This is a genomic window from Pseudomonas bharatica CSV86 (genome assembly GCF_000319305.2).
In the GTDB taxonomy this organism is placed as follows: domain Bacteria; phylum Pseudomonadota; class Gammaproteobacteria; order Pseudomonadales; family Pseudomonadaceae; genus Aquipseudomonas; species Aquipseudomonas bharatica.
Window position 1 is genome coordinate 1 of the sequence record NZ_AMWJ02000005.1, and the last position, 25,711, is coordinate 25,711.

Here is a 25,711-nt window from a genome sequence, read left to right on the forward strand (position 1 = left end):
GGGCGACATCGCGCAGGTAGGTGACGCCGCCGTCGGGCAGGCTCCTGACCACGATCCGGGCGAACTCTTCCTCGGTCTTCAGGCGGCCCTGGGTGTTCACCGACAACTGCAGCGGCACCCCGGCCTTCATCGGCGAGGCGCCGATGACCCGGCCGCGACCTGAACGTTCTGCTCGCGGATCGCCTGCACCACTTCGCCAGCGCTGAGGCCGCGCTGCGCCACGCGATCGGGGTCGATCCAGATGCGCATGGCGTAGTCGCCACCGCCCCAGATGCGCACCTCGGCGACGCCGGGGATGCGTTCGAGCTGGCTCTTGATGTTGAGAATGCCGTAGTTGCGCAGGTAGTTGGCGTCGTACGCGTTGTTCGGCGACACCAAGTGGATGGCCAGGGTCTGGGTGGAGGACGACTTGCTGGTGTTGACCCCAGGCTCAGCACGTCCGGCGGCAGGCGCGGCAGCGCCTCGGAGACGCGGTTCTGCACCAGTTGCTGGGCCTTGTCCGGGTCGGTACCGAGGGCGAAGGTGACGTTGATCGCCAGGCTGCCATCGCTGTTGGCCTGGGATTGCATGTACAGCATGCCTTCCACGCCGTTGATGCGCTCTTCCAGCGGCGCGGCACGCTTTGCGCCACCACCTCGGGTTGGCCCGGATACTGGGCGTTGACCACGATCAGCGCGGCACCACGTCGGGGTACTCGATACCGGCAGGCGCGTCAGCGCCAGCAGGCCGGCGAGCAGGACCAGGGCGCTGAGCACGCCGGAGAAGATCGGGCGGTCGATAAAGAATGCGGAGATATTCATCATTGCTGCGCCTGTGGTCGGGAGGCACCTGGACCGGCGTGACCTGGCTGCCTGGCGTGGCCAGGTGCAGGGAGCTCACCACCACCTGTTCATCGGGCTCGATGCCCTGGTCGATGACCCGCAGCGCACCCTGGCGGATGCCGGGTTGACCTGGCGGTACTGCACGCGGCCCTCGGCATCGACCACCAGCACGTATTTCTTGTCCTGGTCGGTGCCGATGGCGCTGTCGTCCACCAGCGTGGCCGGCCGGCTGGCGCTGCCGGCAGCAGCACCCTGGCGAACAGCCCGGGCGCAGCTCGCCGTTGGCGTTATCGAAGCTGGCCCTGACCCGGATGGTGGCCGAACGGGTATCCAGGCGGTTGTCCAGGGAACTCAGGGTGCCCTGGCGCGGGTAGCCTTCCTCGTGGGCCAGGCCGAGCCTGACCGTTACCGGCTCGCCACCCTGGCGGTTGCCCAGGTAGCGCAGGAAGGTGGTTTCGTCTACGTCGAAGTCGGCATAGATCGGTGAGATCGATACCAGGTTGGTCAGCGCCGTCGAGCGTTCGCCGACATCGACGATGTTGCCCGGGGTGACCTCGACCCGCGAAGCACGCCCGTCGAAAGGCGCCAGGATGCGGGTGTGCTCCAGGTCCAGGCGCGCCAGTTCGACCCGCGCCTGCGCCTCATCGACCCGGGCCCGGGCTTCGTTGGCGCTCTGCACGCGTTTGTCCAGGTCGGTCTTGGCGATGGCATTGCTATTGATCAGGTGCTCGTAGCGTTGCAGTTCCTTGTCCGCGAACTGGCTCACCGAGCGCGCTGCCACCAGCGCCGCCTGGGCCTGTTGCAGGGCGGCGGCGTAGGGGCGCGGGTCGATCTGGAACATCAGGTCGCCCTTGCGCAGCAGTGCGCCATCCTTGAAATGCACGCTGACCAGGGTGCCGGCCACCAGCGGCTGATCACCACCGTGTCGGTGGCGACCAGGCGGCGGTGTAGCCCTGCCAGTCAACCACGTCGCGGCTGACCGCGTTCATCACCTGGACTTGCGGCAGCGCCGCCGGGGCGTTGGTGGCCTGGGCCCGGGGCGCGCAGGCCCATGGCGAGCCGGCGAGCGCTATAAGGGTCAACCGGCCAGGGCCCAGGCGGGCACGCCAGTCAATTTGCGAAGGTACGAAGACATGGCAAGCATCCTTTCGAATGGAATGGTTCAGGCCAGGGGCACGCCCAGTGGCTGTGGCGCCGGGCGGGCCTTGCCCCAGCGGCGCATGGCGGGTTGCTCGACGAGGCGAACAGCAGCCAGCCGCCCAGCAGCGACAGGGCGAAGGTGGCGATGAGGATCAAGGCGGCGGGGCCGGCGGCGAAGGTCTGGCCGCCGAGCAGGTTGGTCACACAGGTCATGATCAGCAGGTGGATCATGTAGAAGCCGAACGAGATCTCGCCCAGCCAGACCATCAGCGGATGACGGAACCAGGAGCGGCGCCGGGTCACATCGGCGGCCGCCAGGCTGGTGATCAGCAGGGCGATGGGGATCACGGTGGTCAGCGACAGGCTATAGATGAAGGGCACTTCGCCGGCGAGGAAATAGGCCAGCGCCGCCAGCGCCATTGTCGGTGCGACCGGGATCGCCGGCCAGCGCCCGGCCATGAGAATGCGCGCCATCAGCATGCCGAGCACGAACTCGAACAGGCGCAGCGGCGGGAAGTAGTAAGCCAGCCACCACTGTTGGAGGGAGATCGGGTACTCGGCAATCTGCGGCGTGGCGCCGACGAACCTGGCGATCGCCCAATGGGTGGCGGCCAGCGCGCCACGGTCAGGCCCGCGCTCAGCCACAGGCGCTCCTCGCGGACTTTCCACAACGCCCGCAGCAGGAACGGAAAGCCAGGTAGAACAGCAGTTCGCAGCACAGCGACCAGGATGGCCCGTTGACGCTGAGGAACACCGACATGTCCGGCACCCAGGCATGCACCAGCAGCAGGTTGGCAGCCAGGCGCCGATGGCCCCAGCGGCACGGCGAACAGCACCATCGCCAGGACGAAGGTCACCAGGTGGTTGGGGTAGATCTCACCAGGCGCCGGCGCCAGAACGCCACCAGGGTGTCGTTGCGCCGCGCCGACCAGGTGATCACGAAGCCGCTGAGACGAAGAAGAACGACACCCCGGTCCAGCCGCCGACGCTGAACAGGCGCTGGAAGCCTGCGATGATGTCGGGTCGGCGAAGGGGTTGAAACCGATGATCTTGGTCAGGGAGGCGTGGAAGAAGAACACCAGGCAGCGGCGATGAAGCGAAACCCGGTAAGGGAATCCAGGCGCGCGTGGGGGTGCTGGTGGTACAGGTGTGAATGCGTCATGAGTCGATACCTTTCATTAAAGATCCGGCGCCGTCGGGGATCGACGGGCCTGGTCAATTCCATGGGGCAGCTAGACGGGGCCACTCAAGCGGCATTCGCAGCAGGACCGGCGGGGCGGCCGGTCCTGTAGTCATGGGCTCCTTGTTTGCAGCGTGCAGGCGGGTGGGGTCAGGCGCCGTAGACGGCGTTGCACAGATCGACGGTGAACTGGCCGAACATGCCTTCGAAGGCGGTGTTGGTGAAGGCCACGACCGACAGTTGCTGCGCCGGATCGACGAACCACGAATGGCCGAAGGCGCCACCCAGGCGCCAGGTGCCGACGGATTCCGGGGTCTGCGCGGCCTGTGGGTCGGTCAGCACGGTGAAGCCCAGGCAAAGCCGCGGCCGGGCCAGTTGGCCAGTTCCAGTTGGCCGGTCTGCACGCTGCCCAGTTCCTTCACCAGGCTCGCCGGCATCAGGGCGCCGCCGCCCTGGCGCAGGTTTCGAGCAGGACCAGGAACTCCCCGGCGGTGCCGACCATCCCCGAGCCGCCGGACGCATAGGCGTTGTCATCCAGGACACGGTCGGCGTCCATGCGAATGCCGGCGGTATTTTCGAATACCTCGATCACCTCGACGCCCTGCATGCGCCGTGGCGCCGGCTCGGCATTCAGATAGGCAGCGGTCAGGCGCGAGCGGTCCACCACCTGGAAGCGCGTATCGGTCAGGCCCAGGGGCTTGCTCACCAGTTGCTCGATCGCTTCGGCCAGGCCGGTCTCGGTGACCCGTTCGATCAGGCACCGAGCACATCGGTAGCGATCGAGTAGCCCCAGTCGGTGCCCGGGCGATACAGCAGCGGCGCGGTGGCCAGGCGGCGGATGTTCTCTTCCAGGCTCAACGGGGCGTTTTCCAGGCCGTCGCAGACCCCGGCGCGGGCATAGGCGCCACCGCCCTGGGCTTCAAGGAAGCCGTAGCCCAGGCCCGCGGTGTGGCTGAGCAACTGGCGCACGGTGATGGCTACGCGCGTGCCGTCGGCCAGGGTCGGCTGGAACTCCGGCAGCCAGCGGGCGATAGGGTCGTCCAGGCCGATACGGCCCTGGGCGACCAGGGCCAGGGCGGCGGCGGAGGTGATCGGCTTGGTTACCGAGGACAGCCGGAACAAGGCGTCGGACGCATGGCGAGCCGGCCTCGCGGTCGGCCAGGCCGACGGCCCGGCGGTAGGTGACTTCGCCGCGCGGGCCACCCAGGACCACGGCGCCGACAGGCGCTGTTCATTGATGGCGCTGTCCAGCGCGGCGTCGATGCGTGCCTGCATCGGGTCGGTGGCGACGGCGTTGGCGAGCTGGATGGTTTGTTTGACGGTCATGTCTGCATTTCCCTGCTGTAGTAGACGGCGCCATGCTAGGGCGCGGACATCTGCGGAAACAGAGGCTAGAATTCCGGACACATCGGACATCGGGTTCCGTAATCAGGAGCCCAGGACTCAAGGACAGAGCGTGGATAACCTCAGTGGTATCTCGTTTTCGTGCAGGTTGCCGAAACCCGGAGTTTCGTGGCGGCGGGGCGGCAGTTGGGCGTTTCGTCATCGGCCATCGGCAAGAGCATCGCCCGCCTCGAGCAGCGTCTCGGGGTCAGGCTGTCCCACGCAGCACCCGCAGCATCAACCTGACTGCCGAGGGCGCGCTGTTTCTCGGGCGCTGCCAGCGTGTGCTGAATGAACTGGAGGCGGCGGAGCTGGAACTGTCCAGCAGTAGCAGCGAGCCGCGGGCAAGCTGCGGGTCAGCCTGCCGCTGGCCGGGCAGTTCCTGTTCAGCCTGCTGTCCGGCTTCGCCAATCGCTACCCGGACATCCATCTGAACTGGACTTCAGTGATCGCCTGGTGGATGTGGTGGAGGAGGGCTTCGATGCGGTGATCCGCACGGGTGCCCTCAACGACTCGCGCCTGGTGGCCGGCGCCTGGGCGCGTTCCGCTTCCTGCTGGTGGGCGCCCCGAGCTATTTCCAGGCCCACGGCGAGCCCCGCTGTGCCGACGACCTTGGCCAGCACGACTGCCTGCTGTACCGCGTGCCCTCCACCGGCAAGCTCGAGCGCTGGCCGCTGCCGGAGCAGGCGCCCAATGGCCCGCAGAACCTGCGCGTGGTGCTGGGTGCAACAACATCGACATGCTGCTCAACGCGGCGCTGGCCGGGCGCGGCATCGCCTGCCTGCCCGAGTTCTCGGTCAAGGCCGCCCTCGATGCGGGCAATTGCAGGCGGTGCTGACCGAGGAAGTGACCCGCACATCCACTTCAGCGTGCTATGGCCGCCTAGTCGGTTCATTGCGCCGAAGCTGGGGTGTTTTGTGGATTTCATTTCCATGCATATGTGAGGGGGGTCGTGCTGGTCCTTGTCGTGCTGGTGCTGGGTATTGGGGTTGATCCGTTTGCTTGGGTGACGCTTAGTCACCTTTTCGCCTTTACGGCGACCCACTTTTGAAGAGCGCAAAGTGGCGGTTCGGCGGTCCGACAAAACGCTTTCGCTCCCACATCCGGCCCTACGCTTCGCTCCGGGTTCCCTCCCTCCGCGCTGATTCCGGGGCCGCGCCATACGGGCATCCTGCCCTATGGCGCTTTCCGGGCCATCCATGGCCCTCCACCCCCTCCATCAGCGCTCCACTCGGCCTCCTGAAGTCGCAGGTAGATCAAGATCAAGAGCACAATTCGCTTCGCTCTGCCGGGCGATGGGGTCTCAGGAGTGGTGACTGCGCTTCGCGCTCTGGCTGTTGCTGTTGCTGTTGCTGTTGCTGTTGCTGTTGATCTTGATCTTGATCTTGATCTTGATCTTGATCTTGATCTTGATCTTGATCTTGCTTTTGATCTTGCTTTTGATCTGCCCGCGACTTCAGGAGGCTGAGTGGAGCGCTGATGTAAGGGGTGGAGGGCCATGGATGGCCCGGAAAGCGCCATAGGGCAGGATGCCCGTATGGCGCCCCTGGAATCAGTGCGGAAGGAAGGGACCCGGAGCGAAGCGGAGGGCCGGATGTGGGAGCAAGAGCGTTTTGTCGGACCGCCGAACCGCCACTTTTGCGCTTTTCAAAAGTGGGTCGCCGTAAGGGCGAAAAGGTGACTCAGCGTCGCCGGAGCAAACGGATCAACACCCAATACCCTGCACCAACACACCAAAGCCAACCACTTACCGCTCGGTCAAACGAATAATCTGCCTGGCACAAAACGCCCCGGTGAGAATCACCCGAACAGCCGCAAGGTCTGCATGGCCAGAACCAGGCCGACATCCGCGTGGGTTTCCACCGCGATGATGGCCATGGCATCCAGCCCGCCGGGGCTGGTGGCCAGGTACATGGACAGGAAATCGGTCCGGCGACACGGGCGAGCAGCCAGGCGCAGCCCGCGCAGAGGAGGATCAGCACCAGCGCGCCGCTGATCATCGCCGGCAGGCGTTTGCCGACGTAGCCCAGGGTCTGGCGGTCGAAGCGCAGGCCGATGTAGCAGCCGATGGCACCGTAGGCGAAGGCCAGCAGCCATTCGGGCATTTCGATCACCAGCACGCCGCCCAGCTGCAACGCGCCGCCGAGCAGCAGCGGCATGAGCAGGGCGCCGGCGGGCATGCGGTTGCCGAGGGTGATGCCCAGCAGGATCACCAGCAGGCCCAGGGCCAGGTTGACCGGGTCCGGATCGCTGACCCGCGCCGCAGCCACCAGCCCCTCGGCCGGGACACGCCCAGGGCATGGCTGACCAGCGAACCGACCATCACCACGCACACCACCCGCACGTACTGCATGGTCGCCACCACCCGCCCGTCGGCACCGTATTCCTCGGCCATCGACACCATCGCCGAGGCGGCGCCCGGCGCCGTGCCCCAGCCGCGGTACTGCCGGGAATCCCGCCGAAACGTACGGTGCCCAGGCCGACCAGGGCGCTCAGCACCACCGTCACCAGGGTGGCGAACAGCATCAACGGCCAGGCCTGGCCAGCGACACCAGCACCGCCCAGGTCACCGAGGGGCGACCAGCAGCCCGACGCAGCCCTGGCCGAAGCGGAACACCTGGCGATGCAGGTGCAGGTTGCGCCGCTAACGCCGAACACGATGGCCACCAGCATGGGCCGAGGAACAGCCCGGCGGGCACCGACAACGCGTGGAGCAACTGGCCCGTAGCGCCGGCGCTCAGCGCCAGCATCAGCCAGCGCAGCCAGGAAGGTCGGGGTGGGCGCTCCAGAGTGGGGGAAGGCAAGGTCGAAGGTCTCCTGCAGGTGGGACAGCGACCGGAACGCAGCCCGGCCGGCAGGAAAATTATCGACGTCGCCAATCATCAAGTCTATTTTCTACTTTCGATCAATCGATAACTGAAATTCATGAATCATGGACCTTCGCGACCTTAAGTATTTCGCCACCATCGCCGAGCTCGGCCATCTCGGCAAGGCGGCGGAGAAGCTCAACCGCAGCCAGCCGGCCTTGAGCAAGAGCATCCAGCGCCTGGAGGAGTCCCTCGGTGCACGGCTGTTCAAGCGCGACGGTCGGCGCATCAGGCTGACCGATGTCGGCGAACTGTTGTTGGCGCGGGGCGGCAATTGCAGATGAGCATCGCCGAGACCGAGCGCGAGATCCGTGATTTCGCCGGCGGCCTGACCGGCACCCTGCGCCTGGGCTGCGCGGCGAGCATGGCCGAATACCTGCTGCCGCAGCTCACTGCCGCGTTGCTGGAGCGGGCGCCGGAACTGGTGGTGAAGCTGTCGATCGCTCAGGATGACGTGCTCAGGGAATCGCTGCGCGCAGACCGGCTGGATGTGATCATTTGCCCTTTGGTTACGGATGATGAGCACTTCGTCTCCTACCCGTACTCGAGGATGAAATGGTCGTCGTGGCCAGCGTCGATCATCCGCTGTGGACGCGCCGATCCAGATGAAGGACCTGTGCCGCTACCGCTGGGTGCTTGGCGGGCCTACCGTCAGTGCCAGGCGCTGGATCGACAATGCCTTCATCGCCCAGCAGTTGCCGGTGCCGCAGGTGCAGGTCGAGACCAACTCGATTTCCCTGTTGCCGCGGCTGATCGCCCGGACCCGGCTGCTGAGCTTCGTCGCCCGCGAAATTCTCGAACATGGACAAGGCATGTCGCGGCTGCGCGAGGGCCGCTGGCGCAGACCACCATGCAGCGTTCCATCGGTATTTTCCTGGCGGCGGGCCGCTATGTTCCGCGGCGGCGGCAGCGCTGGTGGAGTTGCTGAAGGCAGACGGGCGGCGGTTTTTCGGTGAGGCGTGAGGCTATTGTGGCCTTTCGGTGTAGGCATGGGTGTTTACTGCGAGTGCCCGTCTGAGAGCCCCGTTATGGCCACCAGGCGCATGCCGGAAGATCTTCAGCGCCTTGAGATCGAGCGCCGCCCGCGCGGCGCATCGCTGGCAAGCCAGCTCCCACATTTGCTGCAACGTGCCTATGTCTGTCAGGCCATGGTTGACCGCCTTGTTCGGACGACGCGATACCGCGTTGAGCCCAACAGCCTCCCCGCACTAGATCGTCGACCATCCAAAGGCTGCCAACGGAGATCTCACAGGCCATGGCACGTTGCAGCAAATGTGGGAGCTGGCTTGCCAGCGATGCGCCGCGCGGGCGGCGCTCGATCTCGAGGACGCTGAAGATCTGTCGGCATGCGCCTGGTGGCCATAACGCGGTTCTCAGGCGGTATAGGCGGGGCGGACTCACCGCTCCCGCCATTTCTCCAGCAGGATCGCCACGAATTTCTCCGCCGCCGGCGACAGCGACGCACCGCGGCGATAGACCAGGCCCAGGGTGCGGGTCACCTCCGGCTCGGCCAGCGGGATGCTGACCAGGGTCGGGTGATCGGCATCCGGCATTGCCAGGCTGGGCATGGCGGACACCCCCAGTCCGGCTCGACCATGCCCAGCGATGTGGACAGGTGCTGCACCTCATAGAACCACTTGGCCTGATGTTCAGGCCGCTCAAGGCATGGTCGAGGAGCATGCGGTTGCCGCTGAGGCGGCCCACGCCGATCAGCCGGTAGGGCGCCAGCTCCGACCAGGTCAGGGCCTTGCGCTCGGCCAGTTCGTGGTCGCGACGGCAGGCCAGGACGAACTTCTCCTCCACCAGCGGTACGAATTCGATGTCGGCGTGCTGGCCGCTCATCATGTTGATGCCGAAGTCCGCTCGCCGCGCAGTACCGCCTCCAGCCCGTCGTTGGCACTGAGGTCGAGCAGGCGGATACGAATCTTCGGGTATTGCTCGTTATATTGGCCGATCACCGACGGCAGGAAATAGAAGGCCGCGGTCGGAATGCAGGCCAGGGTGACCTGGCCGCTCTGGCGCTCGGCCAGTTCGCGGATGCTGAGGATCGAGTCTTCGAAGTCGTCGAGCAGGCGCCGGCCTTGGGCAGGAAGTCACGTCCGACGCTGGTCAGCCCGACCCGACGGGTGGTGCGTTCGAGCAGGGGCGTGCCCAGGCCTTCTCCAGTTTCTTGATACGCCGGCTTAGGGCCGGCTGCGACAGGTGCAATGCTTCCGCAGCCTCGTGGAAGCTGCCAAGTTCGGCGATTTTGACGAAAGATCTCAGATCTTGAAGCTCGTATTCCATCGGAAGGGCCTTGTTCGAGGTACCTGTGATTAATGTTTGAAGCGCAATAATCCGGACGATCTTTGCATTGGATTGATCTATCCAAGCCTGTCACTCTTGTTCGCACAGCATCAATTGTGTCGATTGATAAACGAGAGTCAGTAGTCATGCAACGTATTCCTTGTGTGCTCATGCGGCGGTACCTCGAAAGGCCCGATCTTCCATGCCTGGGATCTGCCAGCGAACGTGGTCGAGCGCGACGAAGTCCTGCTCAACCTGATGGGCTCGGGCCACGAGCTGGAAATCGACGGGATCGGCGGCGGTAGCCCGCAGACCAGCAAGGTCGCGATCGTCAGCCCGTCGCTGCATGCCGATGCCGACGTCGATTACCTGTTCGTCCAGGTCATGGTGGCTCAGCGTCGGGTCGATACTGCTCCGAACTGCGGCAACATGCTCTGCGCGGTCGGGCCCTTCGCCATCGAGCAGGGCCTGGTCAAGGGCCAGGAAGGGCGCACGCTGGTGCGCATCCGTAACCTGAACACCGGTACCTTCGTCAATTCGCTGGTGGAAACTCCGGGCGGCATCGTTCGCTACGAGGGCCGTACCGCCATCGATGGCGTGCCGGGCACCGCCGCGCCGATCCACCTGACCTTCCTCGACGCGGTGGGCAGCAAGACCGGCAAGCTGTTCCCGACCGGCCAGCCGCGCGACGTGATCGATGGCGTTCCGGTGACCTGCATCGACATGGCCATGCCGATGATGATCGTCGATGCCACCCAACTGGGTGTCACCGGCTCGGAAACCCCGGCAGACCTGGACGCCAACACTGCCTTGCTCGAGCGCCTGGAAGCGCTGCGGCTCAAGGCGGGCCGGGCGATGGGCCTGGGCGATGTCAGCAATATGGTCATTCCCAAGCCGGTACTGATTTCGCCACCGCGCCAGGACGGCACGCTGCAGGTGCGCTACTTCATGCCCACAACTGTCATCGTGCATTGGCGATCACCGGTGCCATCGGGCTGGCGACTGCCTGCGTCAGCCCGGGCACGGTGACCATGGACATGCTCGGCGACAGCGCCGCGGAACTGACCGAGGTGCGCCTGGAACATCCGGTGGCGCATCGATATCGCACTGTCGCGCAGCGGTCCGGACGGCAAGACCATCCAGGCCTCCGTGGTACGTACCGCCCGACGATTGTTCTCCGGTTTCGTCTACGCACCTGCCTCGCGACGACTTGCGGCTGATACTTGTAGCAAACAGTCACAACAGCGCATCCGCACAAATTCAAGAATGGGTGATGCCTCATGAAACTCGCAAAATCGCTGTACTTCCAGATCATCTGCGCCGTCCTGCTCGGCGTCCTGGTCGGCCATATCTGGGGCAGCAGGCAATCGCCCTGAAACCCCTGGGTGACGCCTTCATCAAGCTGATCAAGAATGATGATCGCCCCGTGGTGTTCTGCACCATCGTCACCGGTATCGCCGGATGACCGACAAGAGCAGCCTGGGCCGCCTGATGAGCAAGACCCTGCTGCTGTTCCTGGTGCTGACGGTGATCAGCCTGGCCATCGGCCTGGCCGCGGTCCATCTGTTCAAGCCCGGCGTGGGCATGAACATCGACCCGTCCACCCTGAGCATGGCGGGCCTTAGCCAGTACACCGATTCAGCGGCGAAGCTGGGCGTGGTGGACTTCTTCATGCACATCATCCCGAGACCTTCGTCGGCGCCTTCAACAAGGGCGAGGTGCTGCCGGTGCTGTTCATCGCCGTGCTCTGCGGTTTCGCCTGTCTGCCATGGGCGAGCGCGGCCGGCCGGTGCTGGATGTGCTGGAAGCGGTTTCGCAGATGGTGTTCCGCATCTTCGGCTACCTGATGCGCTTCGCTCCGGTCGGTGCCTTCGGCGCGCTGGCGTTCACCGTCGGCCAGTACGGCATCACCTCGCTGGGCTCGCTGGCCAAGCTGGTGATGACCCTGTACATCGCCTGTGCCTTCTTCGTCATCGTGGTGCTGGGCGCAGTGTGCCGCTTCCATGGCTTCAGCCTGTGGAAGCTGCTGCGCTACTTCCGCGAAGAGTTCCTCGTGGTCCTTGGGTACTTCGTCCACCGAGCCGGTGCTGCCGCGGATGATCGAGAAGCTCGAAGGCCTGGGCTGCCGCAAGGGTGTGGTCGGGCTGGTGCTGCGACCGGCTACTCCTTCAACCTCGACGGTACGGCGATCTACCTGTCGCTGGCCGCGGTGTTCATCGCCCAGGCCTGCAATATCGAACTGGGCCTGGGCCAGACCCTGACCATGCTGGCGATCATGCTGCTGTCGTCCAAGGGCGCGGCAGGGGTGACCGGCAGCGGCTTCGTCGCGCTGGCTTCGACCCTGACCGTGATCCACGACCATCCCTGGCCGGCCTGGCCCTGCTGATCGGCATCGACCGCTTCATGTCCGAGGCCCGCGCCCTGACCAGCCTGGCCAGCAACGCGGTTGCCACCGTGGTCATGTCGCTGTCGGAAAAGGCCTGTGACCGCGAGGTGCTGATGCGTGCCCTGGAGGAGGGGCACCAGGCGCCTGTCGCCGAACCCGCGAGCAGGCGGTGACCTGGACTGCCGAGCAGCCCCAGCGCCACAGCTGATCCATACCGCGTTACCCGATACAACACTCCGATATCCCTGTCCGGCAGTCATACTGCCGGTAGCGGATACGGCTGCCTTCACAATAAAAACAAGAGTGAATCCTATGCTCGCATTGCTTGGTTTGATCATGGTGTGACCTTACCTACCTGATCATGAGTAAACGTCTTTCCCCGATCGTCGCCCTGACGGTGGTACGATCGTCTTTGCCCTGATCGGCGGTTTCGCCCCGGACCTGGGCAAGATGATGCTCGACGGCCTGAAGATGGTCGCGCCGTCCGCCGCGCTGCTGCTCTTCGCCATCCTGTTCTTCGGCCTGATGATCGATGCCGGCCTGTTCGACCCGCTGATCCGCAAGATCCTCAAGCGGGTCAACGGCGACCCGATCAAGATCGCCATCGGCACCGCGCTGCTGTCGCTGCTGGTGGCCCTGGACGGTGACGGCACCACCACCTACATGATCACCTGCGCGGCGATGCTGCCGCTGTACAAGCGCATCGGCATGAACCCGATGATCCTGGCGACCATTTCCATGCTCTCGCTGAGCATCATGAGCGGCATGAGCCCTTGGGGCGGGCCGGCGACCCGGGCGATCGCAGCCCTGGGCCTGGACGCCACCGAGTACTTCATCCCGATGCTGCCGACCATGATCGGCGGTGCGGCGTGGGTGGTCTTCACCGCCTTCCTGCTGGGCCGGGTAGAGCGCAAGCGCATCGGCAACATCAAGCTCGAGTCCGGCGGCGGCAACTGCTACATCAAGGCGATCCTCGAAGATACCCCGCACAAGCGTCCGCGCCTGGCCTACGTCAACCTGCTGCTGGTGATCGTGTGATGGTCGCCCTGGTGATGGGCCTGATGCACGCGGCCATCCTGTTCATGATCGGCTTCGTTGCAGCCCTGATGATCAACTACCCGCAGCTGGAACTGCAGAAAGAGCGGATCCTTGCCCATTCCGGCAACGCCATGACCGTGGTCCTGCTGGTGTTCGCCGCCGGTATCTTCGCCGGGATATTTCTCGGGCACCAAAATGGTCGACGCCCTGGCCCAGACCCTGGTCGCCTGGATTCCCGACGCCTGGGGCCACTGGTTCCCGCTGGTGGTGGCGCTGACCAGCATGCCGCTGACCTTCGTGCTGTCCAATGACGCCTACACTTCGGCGTGGTACCGATCCTGGCCAACGCTGCCGCGGCCTACGGTATCGACCGATCGAAATCGCCCGCGCCTCGGTGCTCGGCCAGCCGGTGCACTTGATGAGCCCGCTGGTGGCCTCGACCCTGCTGCTGGTGGGCATGGTCGATCGCGATATCGGCGATTTCCAGAAGGCCACGGTGAAATGGGCGGTGCTGACCTCCCTGGTGATCACTGCACTGGCCGTGCTGACCGGCGCCATTTCGTTCTTCGTCTGAAAACACCCAATAAAAATAAACCGAGGTTTTCATCATGACCCGTATCTACAGTCGTGCGCCGCCTGCGGCCTGTGTTCTGCTACCTGCCCGGTGTCGGCGCCGCAGGCTTCATCGAAGACAGCAGCTCAAGCTGCAAACTGCGCAATGTCTATTTCAACGAAAACTCCGTGACGAGCAGGGCATGAGCGCCCGCGCCGCGGCCACCGCGAAAAGCGAGCGGGTCGAGTGGCCCAGGGCTTCCTGCTCGATTACCAGTCCGGGTTCACCCAGGGCACCTTGGCTTCGGGGTCGATGGCCTGGCCCTGGTCGGTGTGCGCCTCGATTCGGGCAAGGGCCGCAGCGGTACCGGCTGCTGGCGGTGCATGACGATGCCGCGCGGCCGACGAATTCGCCAGTGCCGGGGCGACGGCCAAGGTCCGCCTCGGCCAGACGGTGCTGCGCCACGGCACCCAGTTGCCGAAGAACCGTTGCTGGTCTACAACGACGCCAGGTTGCTGCCGCAGACCTACCAGGGCACCGAACTGGTGAGCAAGGACATCGCCGGCCTGACCTGACCGCCGGCCATCTGGACCGCTTCAAGCTGCGTGATTCCACCGACAGTGTCGCGCTGTTCCTCGATGGCTACAGCGGCGGCGCCTCCGGCGATTCAACTACGCCGGTGCCGACTACGCCTTCAGCAAGCAACTGCGCCTGAGCTATTTCCACGGCGAGCTGCAGAACTTCTATCGCCAGGACTTCGCCGGCATCCAGCACGACCTGCCGCTGGCCGGCGGCGTGCTGACAGCGACCTGCGCTACTTCAAGAGCCAGGACAGCGGCGCAGCCCATGGCGGCAAGATCGACAACGATATGCTCAGCGGGCAGTTGTCCTACGCCCACTCCGGGCACACGGTCGGGGCCGGCTACCAGGTGCTCCAGGGTGACGCGCCTGCCTTTATCAGCGGCGCCACCGTGTATTCCTTCAGTAACGTGGGTATCGGCAAGTTCATCGAGGAAGACGAAAAGACCTGGATGGCCACTACGCTACAACTTCGCTGCCGCCGGGATCCCGGCCTGACCTTCATGGCCCGCTACCTCAGCGGTGACAACGACCATTCCGCAGCGCCAGCCGCCAGGAATGGGAGCGCGACATGGAGCTGGCCTACGTGGTGCAGTCGGGCACCTTCAAGGCCTGGGCGTCAAGGCGCGCAACTATGTGTACCGCTCCGACTATTCCCGCGGTCGCGACAGCAACCGGATCTACCTCACCTACGACATCGCGATCTGGTAGCGGATCGTTCAAGGACGCACGGATATGTTCAGCTGGCTTGCCAACCTCCCTGTCGCCCGGAAGCTGATGATCGGCTTCGGTCTGTTATGCCTGATGAGCGTGCTGATCTTCTGCGCCGGCCGGCATGCGATCGACAGCCTTTCCTATCGCATGGACCGAATGAGCGCCGTGAATCGGCTGATGGACGATTTCTCGAAGTTGCGCCAGGAGCGCAGCGCGTTCGTCGAGAGCGAAGGCGGCGGGCAAGCGGCCAACGAGCTGAAGGAGAAGATCCGGCAGGTCGCCCGCACCTGGAAGCACTGGGTATTTCTTCACCCAGGAGCAGAACAGGCAGCGAATCGAGGAGAATGGCCCGGCACCTTGCCGCTTACCAGGCGAACATCGGTGAGCTGGAAAAGGCCTACCGGCAGATAGAGGAGGCGCGGGCCACCCGGCGCCTCAGCGGCGACCAGGCCTTGAAAGGCCTGGACCAGCTGAATGCGTTCCTGGAGGGCGAAGGCTACTCCAGTGAACGCCGCCTCGAACTGTACAAGGCGATCAAGGACGTGCAGATGCAGTTTCTCTATGCACGTTTCGAGACCCGCGCCTATACCTACGGCGCCAATCCAAGCAGTACTCCGCGGCAACCGGCGCCATCGATGCGGCGCTCGCCAGCCTGGCCCCGGTACGCGAAGTCCTGGGAAACACGGATGCCACGCTATTCAACGAACTTGAACGCGCCATGCGCACCTACCGGCAGTCGCTGGACAGCCATCAAGCGGCCCTGGCCCAGGCCAGCGCCACCACCCTGCACGTACAGAATGACGGCGATGCGCTGGTGCGCATCAGCCAGGAACTCTACGAACACCAGATGCAACTGCGCGAGGAGGATACCCGCGAGGCGGCCTGGACGCTGACCAGCGGCCTGGTCCTGGCGCTGGTCTTCGGCGTGCTGGGGGCATTGCTCATTACCCGGCAGATCGTGCCGCCCCTGCGCAGTGCTTTGCACAACGTGCAGCGCATCGCCAGTGGCGACCTGAGCCACCAGGCGCTGGTGCAACGCACGGATGAAATCGGCCAGTTGCAAACGGCCCTGCAGCGCATGACCGATAGCCTGAGGGGGCTGATCGGGCACATCGGCGAGGGGGCATCGCGTATCGGCAGCGCCACCGGGGAACTGGCGGCGATTACCCGGCAGACCGCCGCCAGCGCCAACGAGCAGAAGCTGGAAACCGAACAGGTGGCCACGGCCATGCACGAAATGACCACCTCGATCCAGGACGTGGCGCGCAACGCCGTGGAAACGGCGCGCAGCGTAGACCAGGCGGCAGAGGAGGCCGCCAGCGGTGCACAGGTGGTCGCCGGTGCGGTGGTGCAGATCGAATCCCTGGCCAGGGAAGTGGAACTGACCGGTGAAGCGGTCGGCAGCCTGGCGCGGGAAAGCAGCCGGATTGGCGGCATGCTCGATGTGATCAAGGCGGTGGCCGAGCAAACCAACCTGCTGGCCCTGAACGCGGCGATCGAGGCGGCCCGGGCCGGCGAAGCAGGGCGCGGCTTCGCGGTGGTCGCCGATGAAGTCCGCGGCCTTGCCCAGCGCACCCAGCAATCGACCGAAGACATCGAAGTGCTGATCGCCGCCCTGCAGCAGGGCACCCAGCAGGCGGTGCAGCGCATGGAGGCCAGCCGCGACCTGACCGGCGAAAGCGTCAGACTGGCGCGCGACGCCGGCCAGGCGCTGGGCAGGATCACCACCCGCATGAGCGGCATCCAGGGCATGACCCAGCAGATCGCCACGGCGGCCGAACAGCAGGGCGCGGTCGCCGAGGAAATCAACCGCAGCGTGCTCAGCGTACGCAACATCGCCGACCAGGCCCATGCCGCAAGCGGGCAGGTCAGCGCGGCCAGTGTCGAAATGGCCGGGCTGGGCGAGGTCTTGAACGACCAGGTACAACGCTTCCGGCTGTGAAGGCTTTCGCGCCTGCCTGTCGATTTGTCGCGCCGGATGGGGTATCAGTAGGGCAACCGCCGCCATGTGCGCATGGCGGCATGTCCCGGGTTGAATGACCATGAGCCGCTGATGACCGATTCCAACGACGCCTTTTCCCTCGCCACGCAACTGACCCGCCTGGGCCGTGACCACGACATGCAGCACGGCTTCGTCAATATGCCGGTGTTCCGCGGCTCCACCGTGGTGTTCAAGACCCTGGCCGACCTCGAGGCGAACCGCGGCCGCTACACCTACGGGACCAAGGGCACGCCGACCATCGAGGCGCTGGAAAATGCCTGGAGCGCACTGTCCGGTGCGGCAGGCACGGTAATGTCGCCGTCCGGGCTTGGCGCCCTGGCGCTGGCGCTGTTCACCACGCTGAAAAGCGGCGACCACCTGCTGATGCCTGACTCCACCTACCAGCCGACCCGCATGCTCTGCGACAACCTGGTGAAGAGGTTCGGCGTCGAGGTGACCTACTACGACCCGCTGGTGGGCGCCGGTATCGTTGCATTGCTCAAACCCAACACCTCGACCATCTTCCTTGAGTCCCCCGGCTCGCAGACCTTCGAAGTCCAGGACGTACCGGCCATTACCGCCGTGGCCAGGTCGCGCGGGATCAAGACCATCATCGACAACACCTGGGCCACGCCGGTGTTCTTCCGTGCCCATGAACACGGCTGCGACCTGGCCGTGGAGGCGGGACCAAGTACCTGGGCGGGCATTCCGACCTACTGATGGGGCTGGTCACGGCCAATGCCGAAACCTGGCCGGCACTGCGCAAAACCTACGACGCCATGGCCATGCTGCCAGGGGCCGAGGATTGCTTCCTGGCCTTGCGCGGCCTGCGCACCCTGCACCTGCGCCTTGAAGAAGCGCAGCGCCGCGGGCTGGAAATGGCCCACTGGATGGCCGCGCAGGCCGAGGTTGCCACGGTGCTGCATCCGGCCTTCCCGGAATGCCCGGGGCATGAGATCTGGAAGCGTGATTTCACCGGCTCCACCGGGTTGTTCTCGGTGATCCTCAAGCCCGGCTACAGCAAGCGCAACCTGGCCCATATGCTCGATCACCTGGAAATCTTCGGCATGGGTTATTCCTGGGGCGGGTTCGAGAGCCTGGTCATTCCTTCGACTGCAGCGGCTACCGCACCGCCACCCGTTGGGCCCCTGGCGGGTTGGCGCTGAGGTTGCAGATCGGCCTGGAAGGCATGGAAGACCTCAAGCGCGACCTGCGCGCCGGGCTCGATCGCCTGGCTGGCTGAGGCTCCATGGCGCCGCATCACTTCCATCAGAACGTTTGCGTCGCCGTACCGTCAGAGTTAGCAACGACCCTGCTGCTGAGGAGGCGGTAATGACGGCTGCAAACCGCGACTATGTGGAATGGCTGGTGGCGCAATCCATGCTCAAGGCGGCCCGGGACCGGGCGCGCAGCTATGCCGGGCAGTCCCGGCTGTGGATGAACCCCTATGCCGAGGCGCGGCCGCGGCGGGCCATCGAGATCGCCTCGGTGTGGCTGACGGTCTACCCCGACTCGATCATCGCCCCCGAGGACGCCAGCGTGCTCGACGCCCTCGGCGCCGACAGCCTGTGGAAAGCCCTGTCCGAACTGGGCGTGCAGGGCATGCATACCGGCCCGATCAAGCGCTCGGGCGGTATCAGCGGCCGTGAGTTCACCCCCAGTGTCGACGGCAACTTCGACCGCATCAGTTTCGATATCGACCCGCTCTATGGCAGCGAGGAGCAACTGGTGCACCTGAGCCGCATGGCGGCGGCGCACAACGCCGTGACCATCGATGACCTGATTCCTTCCCACACCGGCAAGGGCGCCGATTTCCGCCTGGCGGAACTGGGCCATGAGGAATACCGGGCATCTACCACATGGTCGAGATCCGCGAGGAAGACTGGGGCCTGCTGCCGGACGTGCCGCCGGGCGCGATGCGGTCAACCTCAGCCCGGCCCAGTGCGATGAACTCAAGCAGCGGCACTACATCGTCGGCCAGTTGCAGCGGGTGATCTTCTTCGAGCCCGGGGTCAAGGAAACCGACTGGAGCGCCACCCCGGCGGTCACCGGCGCCGACGGCAAGACCCGGCGCTGGGTCTACCTGCATTACTTCAAGGAAGGCCAGCCGTCGCTGAACTGGCTTGACCCGACCTTCGCCGCCCAGCAACTGATCATCGGCGATGCCCTGCATGCCATCGACTGCCTCGGTGCCCGCGGCCTGCGCCTGGACGCCAACGGCTTCCTCGGCGTGGAAATGCGCCCCAACGACACCGCCTGGTCGGAAAGCCACCCGCTGTCGCTGACCGGCAACCAGATCCTCGGCGGCATGATTCGCAAGGCCGGTGCCTTCAGCTTCCAGGAACTCAACCTGACCCTCGATGACATCGCCCAGATGTCCAAAGGCGGCGCCGACCTGTCCTACGACTTCGTTACCCGTCCGGCCTACCAGCACGCGCTGCTCACCGGCGACGCCAGCTTCCTGCGCCTGATGCTCGGCGAAATGCACCGCTTCGGCATCGACCCTGCCTCGCTGATCCACGCCCTGCAGAACCACGACGAACTGACCATCGAACTGGTGCATTTCTGGACCCTGCACGCCAACGACATGTTCCTCTACAAGGGCCAGACCTTCCCCGGCAGCATCCTGCGCGAGCATATCCGCGAGGAAATGTACGAGCGGCTGTCGGGCGAGCATGCCCCGTACAACCTGCGCTTCGTGACCAATGGGGTGTCGTGCACCACGGTGAGCATCATCACCGCAGCGCTGGGAATCCGTGACCTGGGCCTGATCACCGCCGAGCAACTGGCGCTGATCCAGAAGATCCACCTGCTGCTGGTGATCTACAACGCCATGCAGCCTGGGGTAGTGGCGTTGTCGGGCTGGGACCTGATCGGCGCCTTGCCGCTGGAAGCCGGGCAGGTCGCCGAGCGCATGGCCGATGGCGACACCCGCTGGATCCATCGCGGTGGCTACGACCTGGTGGACCTGGCGCCGCAGGCTGACGAATCGCTGCGCGGCATGCCTCGGGCGCGCTCGCTGTATGGCAGTTTGTCCAGCCAATTGCAGCAGCCCGACTCTTTTGCCAGCCGGGTAAAGAAAGTCCTGGCGGTGCGCCAGGCCTATGGCATAGCCAGCAGTCGCCAGGTGTTGGTGCCTGAGGTGCAGCATCCGGGGTTGCTGGTCATGGTCCATGAATTGCCGGCCGGGAAGGGCACGCAACTGACGGCGCTGAACTTCGGTAGCGAGGTGATCTCCGAGGAGATCGTCCTGGAAGGCTTCACCCCGGCCGGTGGTGGACATGCTGGGCGAAACGCTGGAAGGCGACCTGCACGAGGACGGGCGCCTGCTGATCAACCTGGATCCGTACGAAGCGTTGTCGTTGCGGATCGTCAGCAGTAGCGGGCATTTGTGATGACAGTGCCGGCCCCATCGCTGGCAAGCCAGCTCCCACAGGTATGGCGTGCGCCGCGAACCCTGTGGGAGCTGGCTTGCCAGCGATAGGGCCATCAGCCTTACCCTTTGATTACCTGCTGACGTCTTCCTTGAACCGCCGCCGCCAGGCATGCAACAACGGCTCGGTATAGCCGCTCGGCTGCTCCACGCCCTTGAACACCAGGTCACAGGCCGCCCGGAATGCGTGCGAGGCATCGAACCCAGGCGCCATCGGCCGGTACGCCGGGTCGCCGGCATTCTGCCCGTCAACCACCGCCGCCATGCGCTCCAGGGTGTTGCGCACCTGCGCGGCATCGACCACGCCGTGGTGCAGCCAGTTGGCGATGTGCTGCGCCGAGATGCGCAGGGTCGCGCGGTCTTCCATCAGGCCGACATCATGGATATCCGGCACCTTGGAGCAACCCACGCCCTGTTCCACCCAGCGCACCACGTAGCCGAGGATGCCCTGGCAATTGTTGTCCAGTTCCGCCTGGATATCCGTGGCGCTCCAGTCCCGCGAGGCGCTGACCGGAACGCTCAGCAGGCCATGCAGCAACGCCGTGCGCTCGGCATCGGCATCGATGGCTTCGAGCCCGGCCTGGACCTGCTGCACATCCACCTGGTGATAGTGCAGGGCATGCAGGGTAGCGGCGGTGGGCGAGGGCACCCAGGCGGTGTTGGCGCCGGCCTGCGGATGGGCGATCTTCTGTTCGAACATCGCCGCCATCAGGTCCGGCATGGCCCACATGCCCTTGCCGATCTGCGCCCGTCCGCGCAGGCCGCAGGCCAGGCCGACCAGCACGTTGCTGCGCTCGTAGGCCTGGATCCAGGCGCTGCCTTTCATATCGCCCTTGCGCAGCATGGCGCCGGCCTGCATGGCGCTGTGCATCTCGTCGCCGGTGCGGTCGAGGAAGCCGGTGTTGATGAACACCACCCGCTGCGCCGCCTCGGCGATGCAGGCCTTGAGGTTGACGCTGGTGCGCCGTTCCTCGTCCATGATGCCCATCTTCAGGGTGTGGCGCGGCAGGCCGAGCAGGTCCTCGACACGGCCGAACAGCTCGTTGGCAAAGGCCACTTCCTGCGGCCCGTGCATCTTCGGCTTGACGATATAGACGCTGCCGGTGCGCGAGTTGCCCTTGCGCTGGAGGTCGTGCAGGGCGGCGAGGCTGGTGACCACCGCATCGAGGATGCCCTCGGGGATTTCCGCGCCGTCCTGGTCGAGGATCGCCGGATTGCTCATCAGGTGGCCGACATTGCGCACGAACAGCAGCGAGCGGCCGGGCAGGACCAGCTCCTTGCCGTCCCGCCCGTGGTAGCGGCGGTCCGGGTTGAGCGTGCGCGAGAAGGTCTTGCCGCCCTTGCTTACCGCTTCGCTCAGGTCGCCTTTCATCAGGCCCAGCCAGTTGCGATAGACCAGCACCTTGTCCTCGGCATCCACGGCGGCCACCGAGTCTTCGCAGTCCATGATGGTGGTGATCGCCGATTCCACCAGCAGGTCCTTGAGCCCGGCCGGGTCGGTCGCGCCGATGGGGCTGGTGCGGTCGATCTGCAATTCGATATGCAGGGCATGGTTTTGCAGGAGGACCGCGTCCGGGGCCTCGGCGGCGCCTTGATGGCCGGCAAATTGCGCAGGGTTTTTCAGCGCCGTATCCCGGCCATCGGCAAGGGCAACCTGCAACGTCCCTGCAACCACGCGATAGGCCACCGCGTCGGCGTGGGACGCGTCTTCAAGGGTAAATACCTGGTCGAGAAACGCCTTGGCCCAGGCCACTACCCTGGCGCCGCGGGTCGGGTTGTAGCCGCCGCTTTTCTGTGCGCCGTCCGCCTCGTCGATCATGTCGGTGCCATACAGCGCGTCGTACAGCGAGCCCCAGCGCGCATTGGCCGCGTTCAGGGCATAGCGCGCGTTCATCACCGGAACCACCAATTGCGGCCCGGCCTGGGCGGTGATTTCGTGGTCGACCTGGGTGGTGGTGACCTTCACGCTGGCGGGTTGCGCCACCAGGTAGCCGATGTCTTCGAGAAACGCCTGGTAGCCCGGCAGGTCCGTGACCGGGCCCGGGTGTTCGCGGTGCCAGGTGTCCAGCAACGCCTGGAGGCGGTCCCGCTCGGCCAGCAGGGCGCGGTTCTTCGGTGCCAGGTCGTGGACCAACTGGTCGAAGCCGGCCAGAAGCGTGCCGGCTCCACAGGGGTGCCCGGCAGGACTTCGTCATCGATGAATCGCTTGAGGTTTTCCGCCACCTGCAACCGGTGGCTGGCAATACGCTGGTTCACGGCCAGTACTCCTTGGTAAATGTTCGGTTCAAAGCCCGGCGACGCCTGCCGCCGCCACCTGTGCATCCTGGTCCGCCTTCACCCCGGACACGCCTACGGCGCCGACCACCTGGCCCTGGACCAGCACCGGCACGCCGCCTTCGAGCGAGGTCAGCAGCGGTGCGCTGACGAAAGCGGTGCGGCCGTTGTTGACCATCTCCTCGTAACCCTTGGTTTCGCGCCGGCCCAGTGCGGCCGAGCGGGCTTTTTCGGTGGCGATATAGGCGCTGATCGGTGCGCAGCCATCGAGGCGTTCCAGGGCCAGGAGATGGCCGCCGTCGTCGACGATGGCGATGGTGACGTTCCACGCGTTGCGCCGGGCCTCGTCGCGGGCAGCGGCGAGGAGACGGGCGACGTCGGTGTTTTCCAGGACTGCTTTTTGCTGCATGAGAGTTCTCCTTTTAACGACGTTCGACAGCGATACGCGGACCCTGTGGGAGCGGGTTTACCCGCGATTACGATGGTGAATTCACCGATGTCATCGCGGGTAAATCGGACCGCCGAACCGCCGCTCCCACAGGGGCCGCATATCGCTTATGCCAGTGCTTCTTCCACCAGCTCGATCCAATGCCGCACCGGCGTGCGCCCGGCCCCGTCGAGGTGGGTCTGGCAACCGATGTTGGCGGTGACGATGACTTCCGGATTGCCGGCCTCCAGCGCATTCAGGCGGTTGTCGCGCAAGCGCCGCGACAGCTCCGGCTGGGTCAGCGAATAGGTGCCCGCCGAGCCGCAACACAGATGCCGTCGCTCACGGCAGTGAGGCTGAAACCCAGGCGCTGGAGGATCGCTTCTACCGCCCCGCCCAGTTTCAACGCATGTTGCAGGGTGCACGGGCAGTGAACGGCCAGGCGCCGTTCGGCATGAATCCCCAGGCGCTCCAGTGGCTCGGCACCCAGTACTTGGGCCAGGTCGCGGCTCAGCGCGCTGACCCGTGCCGCCTTGGCGGCATAGGCCGGATCCTGTTCCAGCAGGTGCCCGTAGTCGCGGACGAAAGCGCCGCAACCACTGGCGGTCTGGACGATGGCCTCGGCCCCGGCCTCGATCGCTGGCCACCAGGCGTCGATGTTCCGCCGTGCCCGCTGCAAGCCTTGTTCCTGGCATTGAGGTGGTAGTCGATAGCACCGCAGCAGCCAGCCTCCCGTGCCACGACCACGCTGATGCCGAGGCGATCCAGCACCCGTGCGGCGGCCGCATTGGTGTTGGGCGACAGCGATGGCTGCACGCACCCTTCCAGCATCAGCACCTTGCGCGGATGCTGGTTGGCCGGTCGCGCCTTGGCCGGCACGGGGTGGCGGGGCAACTTGGCCTGCAGGTGCTCCGGCAGCAACGGACGGAACACCTGGCCGGTGCGGGTCAGTGCCTTGAACACCACGGGGTTGGGCACCAGCGTGCGCAGCCCGTGGCGCAGCAGGCGTTCGCCAAGGCCGCGCGGCACCTGCTCCTCGACCACCGCGCGGCCGATATCCAGCAGGTTGTGGTATTCGACGCCGGACGGGCAGGTGGTTTCGCAGTTGCGGCAGGACAGGCAGCGGTCCAGGTGGTCCCGGGTACTGCGGGTGACGTCCTGGCCTTCCAGCACCTGCTTGATCAGGTAGATGCGCCCGCGCGGGCCATCGAGTTCGTCGCCCAGCAACTGGTAGGTCGGGCAGGTGGCGGTGCAGAAACCGCAATGCACGCAGGAACGCAGGATACGTTCGGCCTCGGCGGCCCGGGGCAGTTGCCTGGCGTGTTCGCTCAGTTGGGTTTGCATGGCGTTTCAGACCTCCGCATAGAGTCGGCCAGGGTTGAAGATGCCCCGGGGGTCGAGCTGCTTCTTCAGGTTCTGGTGATAGCGCAACAGCAGCGCGGGCAAGGGCTGGAACGGCGTTTCGTCAGGGCCGTAGCGGGTCGCATGGCCGCCGGCGGCACTTACCTGCCGACGGATGTCCTCGGCGGGCGCGTCCGAAAGCAGCCAGCGCTGTGCCCCGGCCCAGTCCAGCAATTGCTCGCCGGGCAGGTCGAGCAAGGGCGTGGCATTGGGCAGGGACAGGCGCCAGAGCGGCCGAGTGCTGGCGAAGAATGGCAGTTGCCGCTCGCGCAGTTGCGTCCAGTAAGCGCTGTCGATGTGCTCGCCTCCGAGGCGCTGGCAGGCGGATTTCACCGAGCCCTCGCCACCTTCCAGGCGCAGGTGCAGGTACTCGCCGTCGTGGCAGGCGGCGCTGATCGGGACAGGTTGCTGGCCCCACTGGGCCAGCTCCTCCAGTGCTTCGCCGGCGTCCATCTCCAGCCTGAGGCTGACGCAGGCGCGTGGCTTGGGCAGCACCTTGATCGATACTTCGGTGAGCAGCCCGAGGCAGCCGAAGCTGCCCGCCATCAAGCGCGACAGGTCATAGCCGGCGACGTTCTTCATGACTTCGCCGCCGAAGCGCAGCAGCTTGCCGTGGCCCGTGATCAGGCGGGTGCCGAGTACATGATCGCGCGCCGCGCCCGACCAGGGTCGGCGCGGCCCCGACAGGCCGCTGGCGATGGCGCCGCCCAGGGTGGCGCCAGCGCCGAAATGCGGGGGCTCGAACGGCAGCATCTGCCCCTTGGCCTGCAACGCCGCCTCGATTTCCGCCAGCGGTGTGCCGGCGCGGGCGCTCAGTACCAGCTCGGTGGGGTCATAGCTGACGATGCCGCGATGGCTGCGGGTGTCGAGCAGTTCGCCACGGGTGCGACGTCCGAGCAGGGCCTTGGTATCGCCACCCTGGATACGCAGGGCGACACCGTCGTTCAGGGCCTGCGCGACCTGTTCCAGCAGGGCCGCGCTGTTGTCGTGATCGAGGTTCATCAAAAGCGCTCCAGTTCGGGAAAGGGCAGCTTCCCCTGGTGGACATGCATCGAGCCGAATTCGGCGCAACGGTGCAGGGTCGGGATGTTTTTGCCGGGGTTGAGCAGGCCCAGGGGATCGAAGGCCTGCTTGACCGCGTGGAACAGGGTGATTTCGTCGCTGCTGAACTGGGCGCACATGGCGTTGATCTTTTCCCGGCCGACGCCGTGTTCGCCGGTGATGCTGCCGCCGACCGCCACGCACAGT

At 65.5% G+C, this 25,711-nt stretch carries 17 protein-coding genes and 14 pseudogenes; 18 read left to right on the top strand and 13 right to left on the bottom strand.

Translation table 11 applies throughout. From position 1 onward, the window contains the following. Positions 1-126 precede the first annotated feature (126 nt). From CSV86_RS33620 to CSV86_RS28970, 5 genes and pseudogenes are all read right to left on the bottom strand, one after another. A pseudogene (locus CSV86_RS33620) lies at positions 127-755 on the bottom strand (efflux RND transporter permease subunit). Continuing rightward, positions 670-1,725: an efflux RND transporter periplasmic adaptor subunit gene (locus tag CSV86_RS32840; protein WP_311985897.1), complete on the bottom strand. Its 1,056-nt coding sequence runs from the start codon at positions 1,723-1,725 to the stop codon at positions 670-672. Before CSV86_RS32840 ends, CSV86_RS33620 begins: the two are co-directional and overlap by 86 nt. A 10-nt stretch (positions 1,726-1,735) precedes the next feature. Beyond that, positions 1,736-1,903, bottom strand: coding sequence for a hypothetical protein (locus tag CSV86_RS28960; RefSeq protein WP_170395233.1), 168 nt, complete (start codon positions 1,901-1,903; stop codon positions 1,736-1,738). Between the two features lie 28 nt (positions 1,904-1,931). Continuing rightward, complete coding sequence (locus tag CSV86_RS28965) at positions 1,932-2,606, bottom strand: acyltransferase family protein (RefSeq protein WP_311985898.1); 675 nt, start codon at positions 2,604-2,606, stop codon at positions 1,932-1,934. 685 nt (positions 2,607-3,291) lie between these two features. Further along, positions 3,292-4,416 (bottom strand): annotated as a pseudogene (locus CSV86_RS28970) (serine hydrolase domain-containing protein). Between the two features lie 237 nt (positions 4,417-4,653). On the opposite strand from CSV86_RS28970, the gene CSV86_RS33925 reads away from it, so the two are divergent. Beyond that, a complete protein-coding gene (locus tag CSV86_RS33925) occupies positions 4,654-4,770 on the top strand; it encodes a LysR family transcriptional regulator (RefSeq protein ID WP_311985907.1) in 117 nt (38 codons plus the stop codon). Here CSV86_RS33925 and CSV86_RS33930 read toward each other — a convergent pair. Then, the gene (locus CSV86_RS33930; protein WP_240160669.1) at positions 4,733-4,954 is read right to left on the bottom strand and encodes a hypothetical protein; all 222 of its coding nucleotides are present in this window, start codon (positions 4,952-4,954) and stop codon (positions 4,733-4,735) included. The two genes, CSV86_RS33925 and CSV86_RS33930, sit on opposite strands and share 38 nt — an antisense overlap. Before the next feature lie 69 nt (positions 4,955-5,023). Here CSV86_RS33930 and CSV86_RS33935 point away from each other — a divergent pair, with 69 nt between their 5' ends. After that, the gene (locus CSV86_RS33935; RefSeq protein WP_311985899.1) at positions 5,024-5,362 is read left to right on the top strand and encodes a LysR substrate-binding domain-containing protein; all 339 of its coding nucleotides are present in this window, start codon (positions 5,024-5,026) and stop codon (positions 5,360-5,362) included. 474 nt (positions 5,363-5,836) lie between these two features. Then, positions 5,837-5,992 carry a hypothetical protein gene (locus tag CSV86_RS28980; RefSeq protein ID WP_158487737.1) on the top strand — a complete coding sequence of 52 codons (156 nt, stop codon included), beginning with the start codon at positions 5,837-5,839 and terminating at the stop codon, positions 5,990-5,992. A gap of 279 nt (positions 5,993-6,271) precedes the next feature. Here the strand turns inward: CSV86_RS28980 and CSV86_RS28985 are convergent. After that, a pseudogene (locus CSV86_RS28985) lies at positions 6,272-7,274 on the bottom strand (AbrB family protein). A 182-nt stretch (positions 7,275-7,456) separates the two neighbouring features. Here CSV86_RS28985 and CSV86_RS28990 point away from each other — a divergent pair. Next, positions 7,457-8,354: pseudogene (locus CSV86_RS28990) on the top strand (LysR family transcriptional regulator). Positions 8,355-8,788: 434 nt separating this feature from the next. Here the strand turns inward: CSV86_RS28990 and CSV86_RS32845 are convergent. Next, positions 8,789-9,677: pseudogene (locus CSV86_RS32845) on the bottom strand (LysR family transcriptional regulator). Between the two features lie 146 nt (positions 9,678-9,823). Between CSV86_RS32845 and CSV86_RS29000 the strand changes: the two are divergent. The 14 genes and pseudogenes from CSV86_RS29000 to treS form a co-directional block, all read left to right on the top strand. Next, positions 9,824-10,892, top strand: a pseudogene (locus CSV86_RS29000) (4-oxalomesaconate tautomerase); the annotation flags it as partial. 276 nt (positions 10,893-11,168) lie between these two features. Next, positions 11,169-11,306: pseudogene (locus CSV86_RS32850) on the top strand (dicarboxylate/amino acid:cation symporter); the annotation flags it as partial. Between the two features lie 139 nt (positions 11,307-11,445). After that, entirely contained in the window at positions 11,446-12,063 is a 618-nt protein-coding gene (locus CSV86_RS29005; protein WP_283811628.1) for a cation:dicarboxylate symporter family transporter, read from the top strand. A 17-nt stretch (positions 12,064-12,080) separates the two neighbouring features. Continuing rightward, positions 12,081-12,236, top strand: a complete 156-nt coding sequence (locus tag CSV86_RS32315) for a hypothetical protein (protein ID WP_240160638.1) — start codon at positions 12,081-12,083, stop codon at positions 12,234-12,236. A 139-nt stretch (positions 12,237-12,375) separates the two neighbouring features. Continuing rightward, positions 12,376-13,675, top strand: a pseudogene (locus CSV86_RS29010) (CitMHS family transporter). Positions 13,676-13,900: 225 nt separating this feature from the next. Then, positions 13,901-14,041, top strand: a complete 141-nt coding sequence (locus CSV86_RS33875; protein ID WP_240160639.1) for an OprD family porin — start codon at positions 13,901-13,903, stop codon at positions 14,039-14,041. After that, positions 14,038-14,229, top strand: a complete 192-nt coding sequence (locus tag CSV86_RS33880) for an OprD family outer membrane porin (RefSeq protein ID WP_446532482.1) — start codon at positions 14,038-14,040, stop codon at positions 14,227-14,229. Before CSV86_RS33875 ends, CSV86_RS33880 begins: the two co-directional genes overlap by 4 nt. Positions 14,230-14,359: 130 nt before the next feature. Further along, a pseudogene (locus CSV86_RS33640) lies at positions 14,360-14,718 on the top strand (OprD family outer membrane porin); the annotation flags it as partial. A 73-nt stretch (positions 14,719-14,791) separates the two neighbouring features. Beyond that, on the top strand, positions 14,792-14,944 hold the full coding sequence (locus tag CSV86_RS33645) for an OprD family porin (protein WP_240160670.1): 153 nt from the start codon (positions 14,792-14,794) through the stop codon (positions 14,942-14,944). A gap of 24 nt (positions 14,945-14,968) precedes the next feature. Beyond that, positions 14,969-15,358 (top strand): methyl-accepting chemotaxis protein, encoded by a 390-nt coding sequence (locus CSV86_RS32860; RefSeq protein ID WP_283811629.1) that lies wholly within the window; start codon positions 14,969-14,971, stop codon positions 15,356-15,358. Beyond that, a pseudogene (locus CSV86_RS32335) lies at positions 15,292-15,767 on the top strand (methyl-accepting chemotaxis protein); the annotation flags it as partial. The gene CSV86_RS32860 and the pseudogene CSV86_RS32335, both read left to right, overlap by 67 nt. A 27-nt stretch (positions 15,768-15,794) precedes the next feature. Beyond that, positions 15,795-16,889 carry a methyl-accepting chemotaxis protein gene (locus tag CSV86_RS33650; RefSeq protein WP_376699784.1) on the top strand — a complete coding sequence of 365 codons (1,095 nt, stop codon included), beginning with the start codon at positions 15,795-15,797 and terminating at the stop codon, positions 16,887-16,889. 198 nt (positions 16,890-17,087) lie between these two features. Beyond that, positions 17,088-18,094, top strand: a pseudogene (metC, locus tag CSV86_RS32345) (cystathionine beta-lyase). A gap of 166 nt (positions 18,095-18,260) precedes the next feature. Further along, positions 18,261-20,323 (top strand): annotated as a pseudogene (treS, locus tag CSV86_RS29030) (maltose alpha-D-glucosyltransferase). A 111-nt stretch (positions 20,324-20,434) separates the two neighbouring features. Here the strand turns inward: treS and CSV86_RS29035 are convergent. The 5 genes and pseudogenes from CSV86_RS29035 to CSV86_RS33655 form a co-directional block, all read right to left on the bottom strand. Continuing rightward, a pseudogene (locus CSV86_RS29035) lies at positions 20,435-22,617 on the bottom strand (malate synthase G). 28 nt (positions 22,618-22,645) lie between these two features. After that, on the bottom strand, positions 22,646-23,044 hold the full coding sequence (locus CSV86_RS29040) for a heme-binding protein (protein ID WP_009407955.1): 399 nt from the start codon (positions 23,042-23,044) through the stop codon (positions 22,646-22,648). A 146-nt stretch (positions 23,045-23,190) separates the two neighbouring features. After that, a pseudogene (glcF, locus tag CSV86_RS29045) lies at positions 23,191-24,406 on the bottom strand (glycolate oxidase subunit GlcF). Positions 24,407-24,412: 6 nt separating this feature from the next. Further along, entirely contained in the window at positions 24,413-25,465 is a 1,053-nt protein-coding gene (glcE, locus tag CSV86_RS29050) for a glycolate oxidase subunit GlcE (protein WP_009407957.1), read from the bottom strand. Beyond that, on the bottom strand, positions 25,465-25,704 hold the full coding sequence (locus CSV86_RS33655) for an FAD-linked oxidase C-terminal domain-containing protein (protein WP_376699785.1): 240 nt from the start codon (positions 25,702-25,704) through the stop codon (positions 25,465-25,467). The genes glcE and CSV86_RS33655 overlap by 1 nt, the downstream gene beginning before the upstream one ends. Positions 25,705-25,711 lie beyond the last annotated feature (7 nt).

Excerpts from the sequence above, each read along its gene's own strand:
- CSV86_RS29040 (WP_009407955.1), bottom strand. The coding sequence starts at position 23,044 with ATGCAGCAAAAAGCAGTCCTGGAAAACACCGACGTCGCCCGTCTCCTC.
- glcE (WP_009407957.1), bottom strand. The coding sequence starts at position 25,465 with ATGAACCTCGATCACGACAACAGCGCGGCCCTGCTGGAACAGGTCGCG.
- CSV86_RS33650 (WP_376699784.1), top strand. The coding sequence starts at position 15,795 with ATGCAACTGCGCGAGGAGGATACCCGCGAGGCGGCCTGGACGCTGACC.
- CSV86_RS33645 (WP_240160670.1), top strand. The coding sequence starts at position 14,792 with ATGGGAGCGCGACATGGAGCTGGCCTACGTGGTGCAGTCGGGCACCTT.
- CSV86_RS29005 (WP_283811628.1), top strand. The coding sequence starts at position 11,446 with ATGGGCGAGCGCGGCCGGCCGGTGCTGGATGTGCTGGAAGCGGTTTCG.
- CSV86_RS32315 (WP_240160638.1), top strand. The coding sequence starts at position 12,081 with ATGTCCGAGGCCCGCGCCCTGACCAGCCTGGCCAGCAACGCGGTTGCC.
- CSV86_RS32860 (WP_283811629.1), top strand. The coding sequence starts at position 14,969 with ATGTTCAGCTGGCTTGCCAACCTCCCTGTCGCCCGGAAGCTGATGATC.
- CSV86_RS33930 (WP_240160669.1), bottom strand. The coding sequence starts at position 4,954 with ATGGATGTCCGGGTAGCGATTGGCGAAGCCGGACAGCAGGCTGAACAG.
- CSV86_RS33880 (WP_446532482.1), top strand. The coding sequence starts at position 14,038 with ATGACGATGCCGCGCGGCCGACGAATTCGCCAGTGCCGGGGCGACGGC.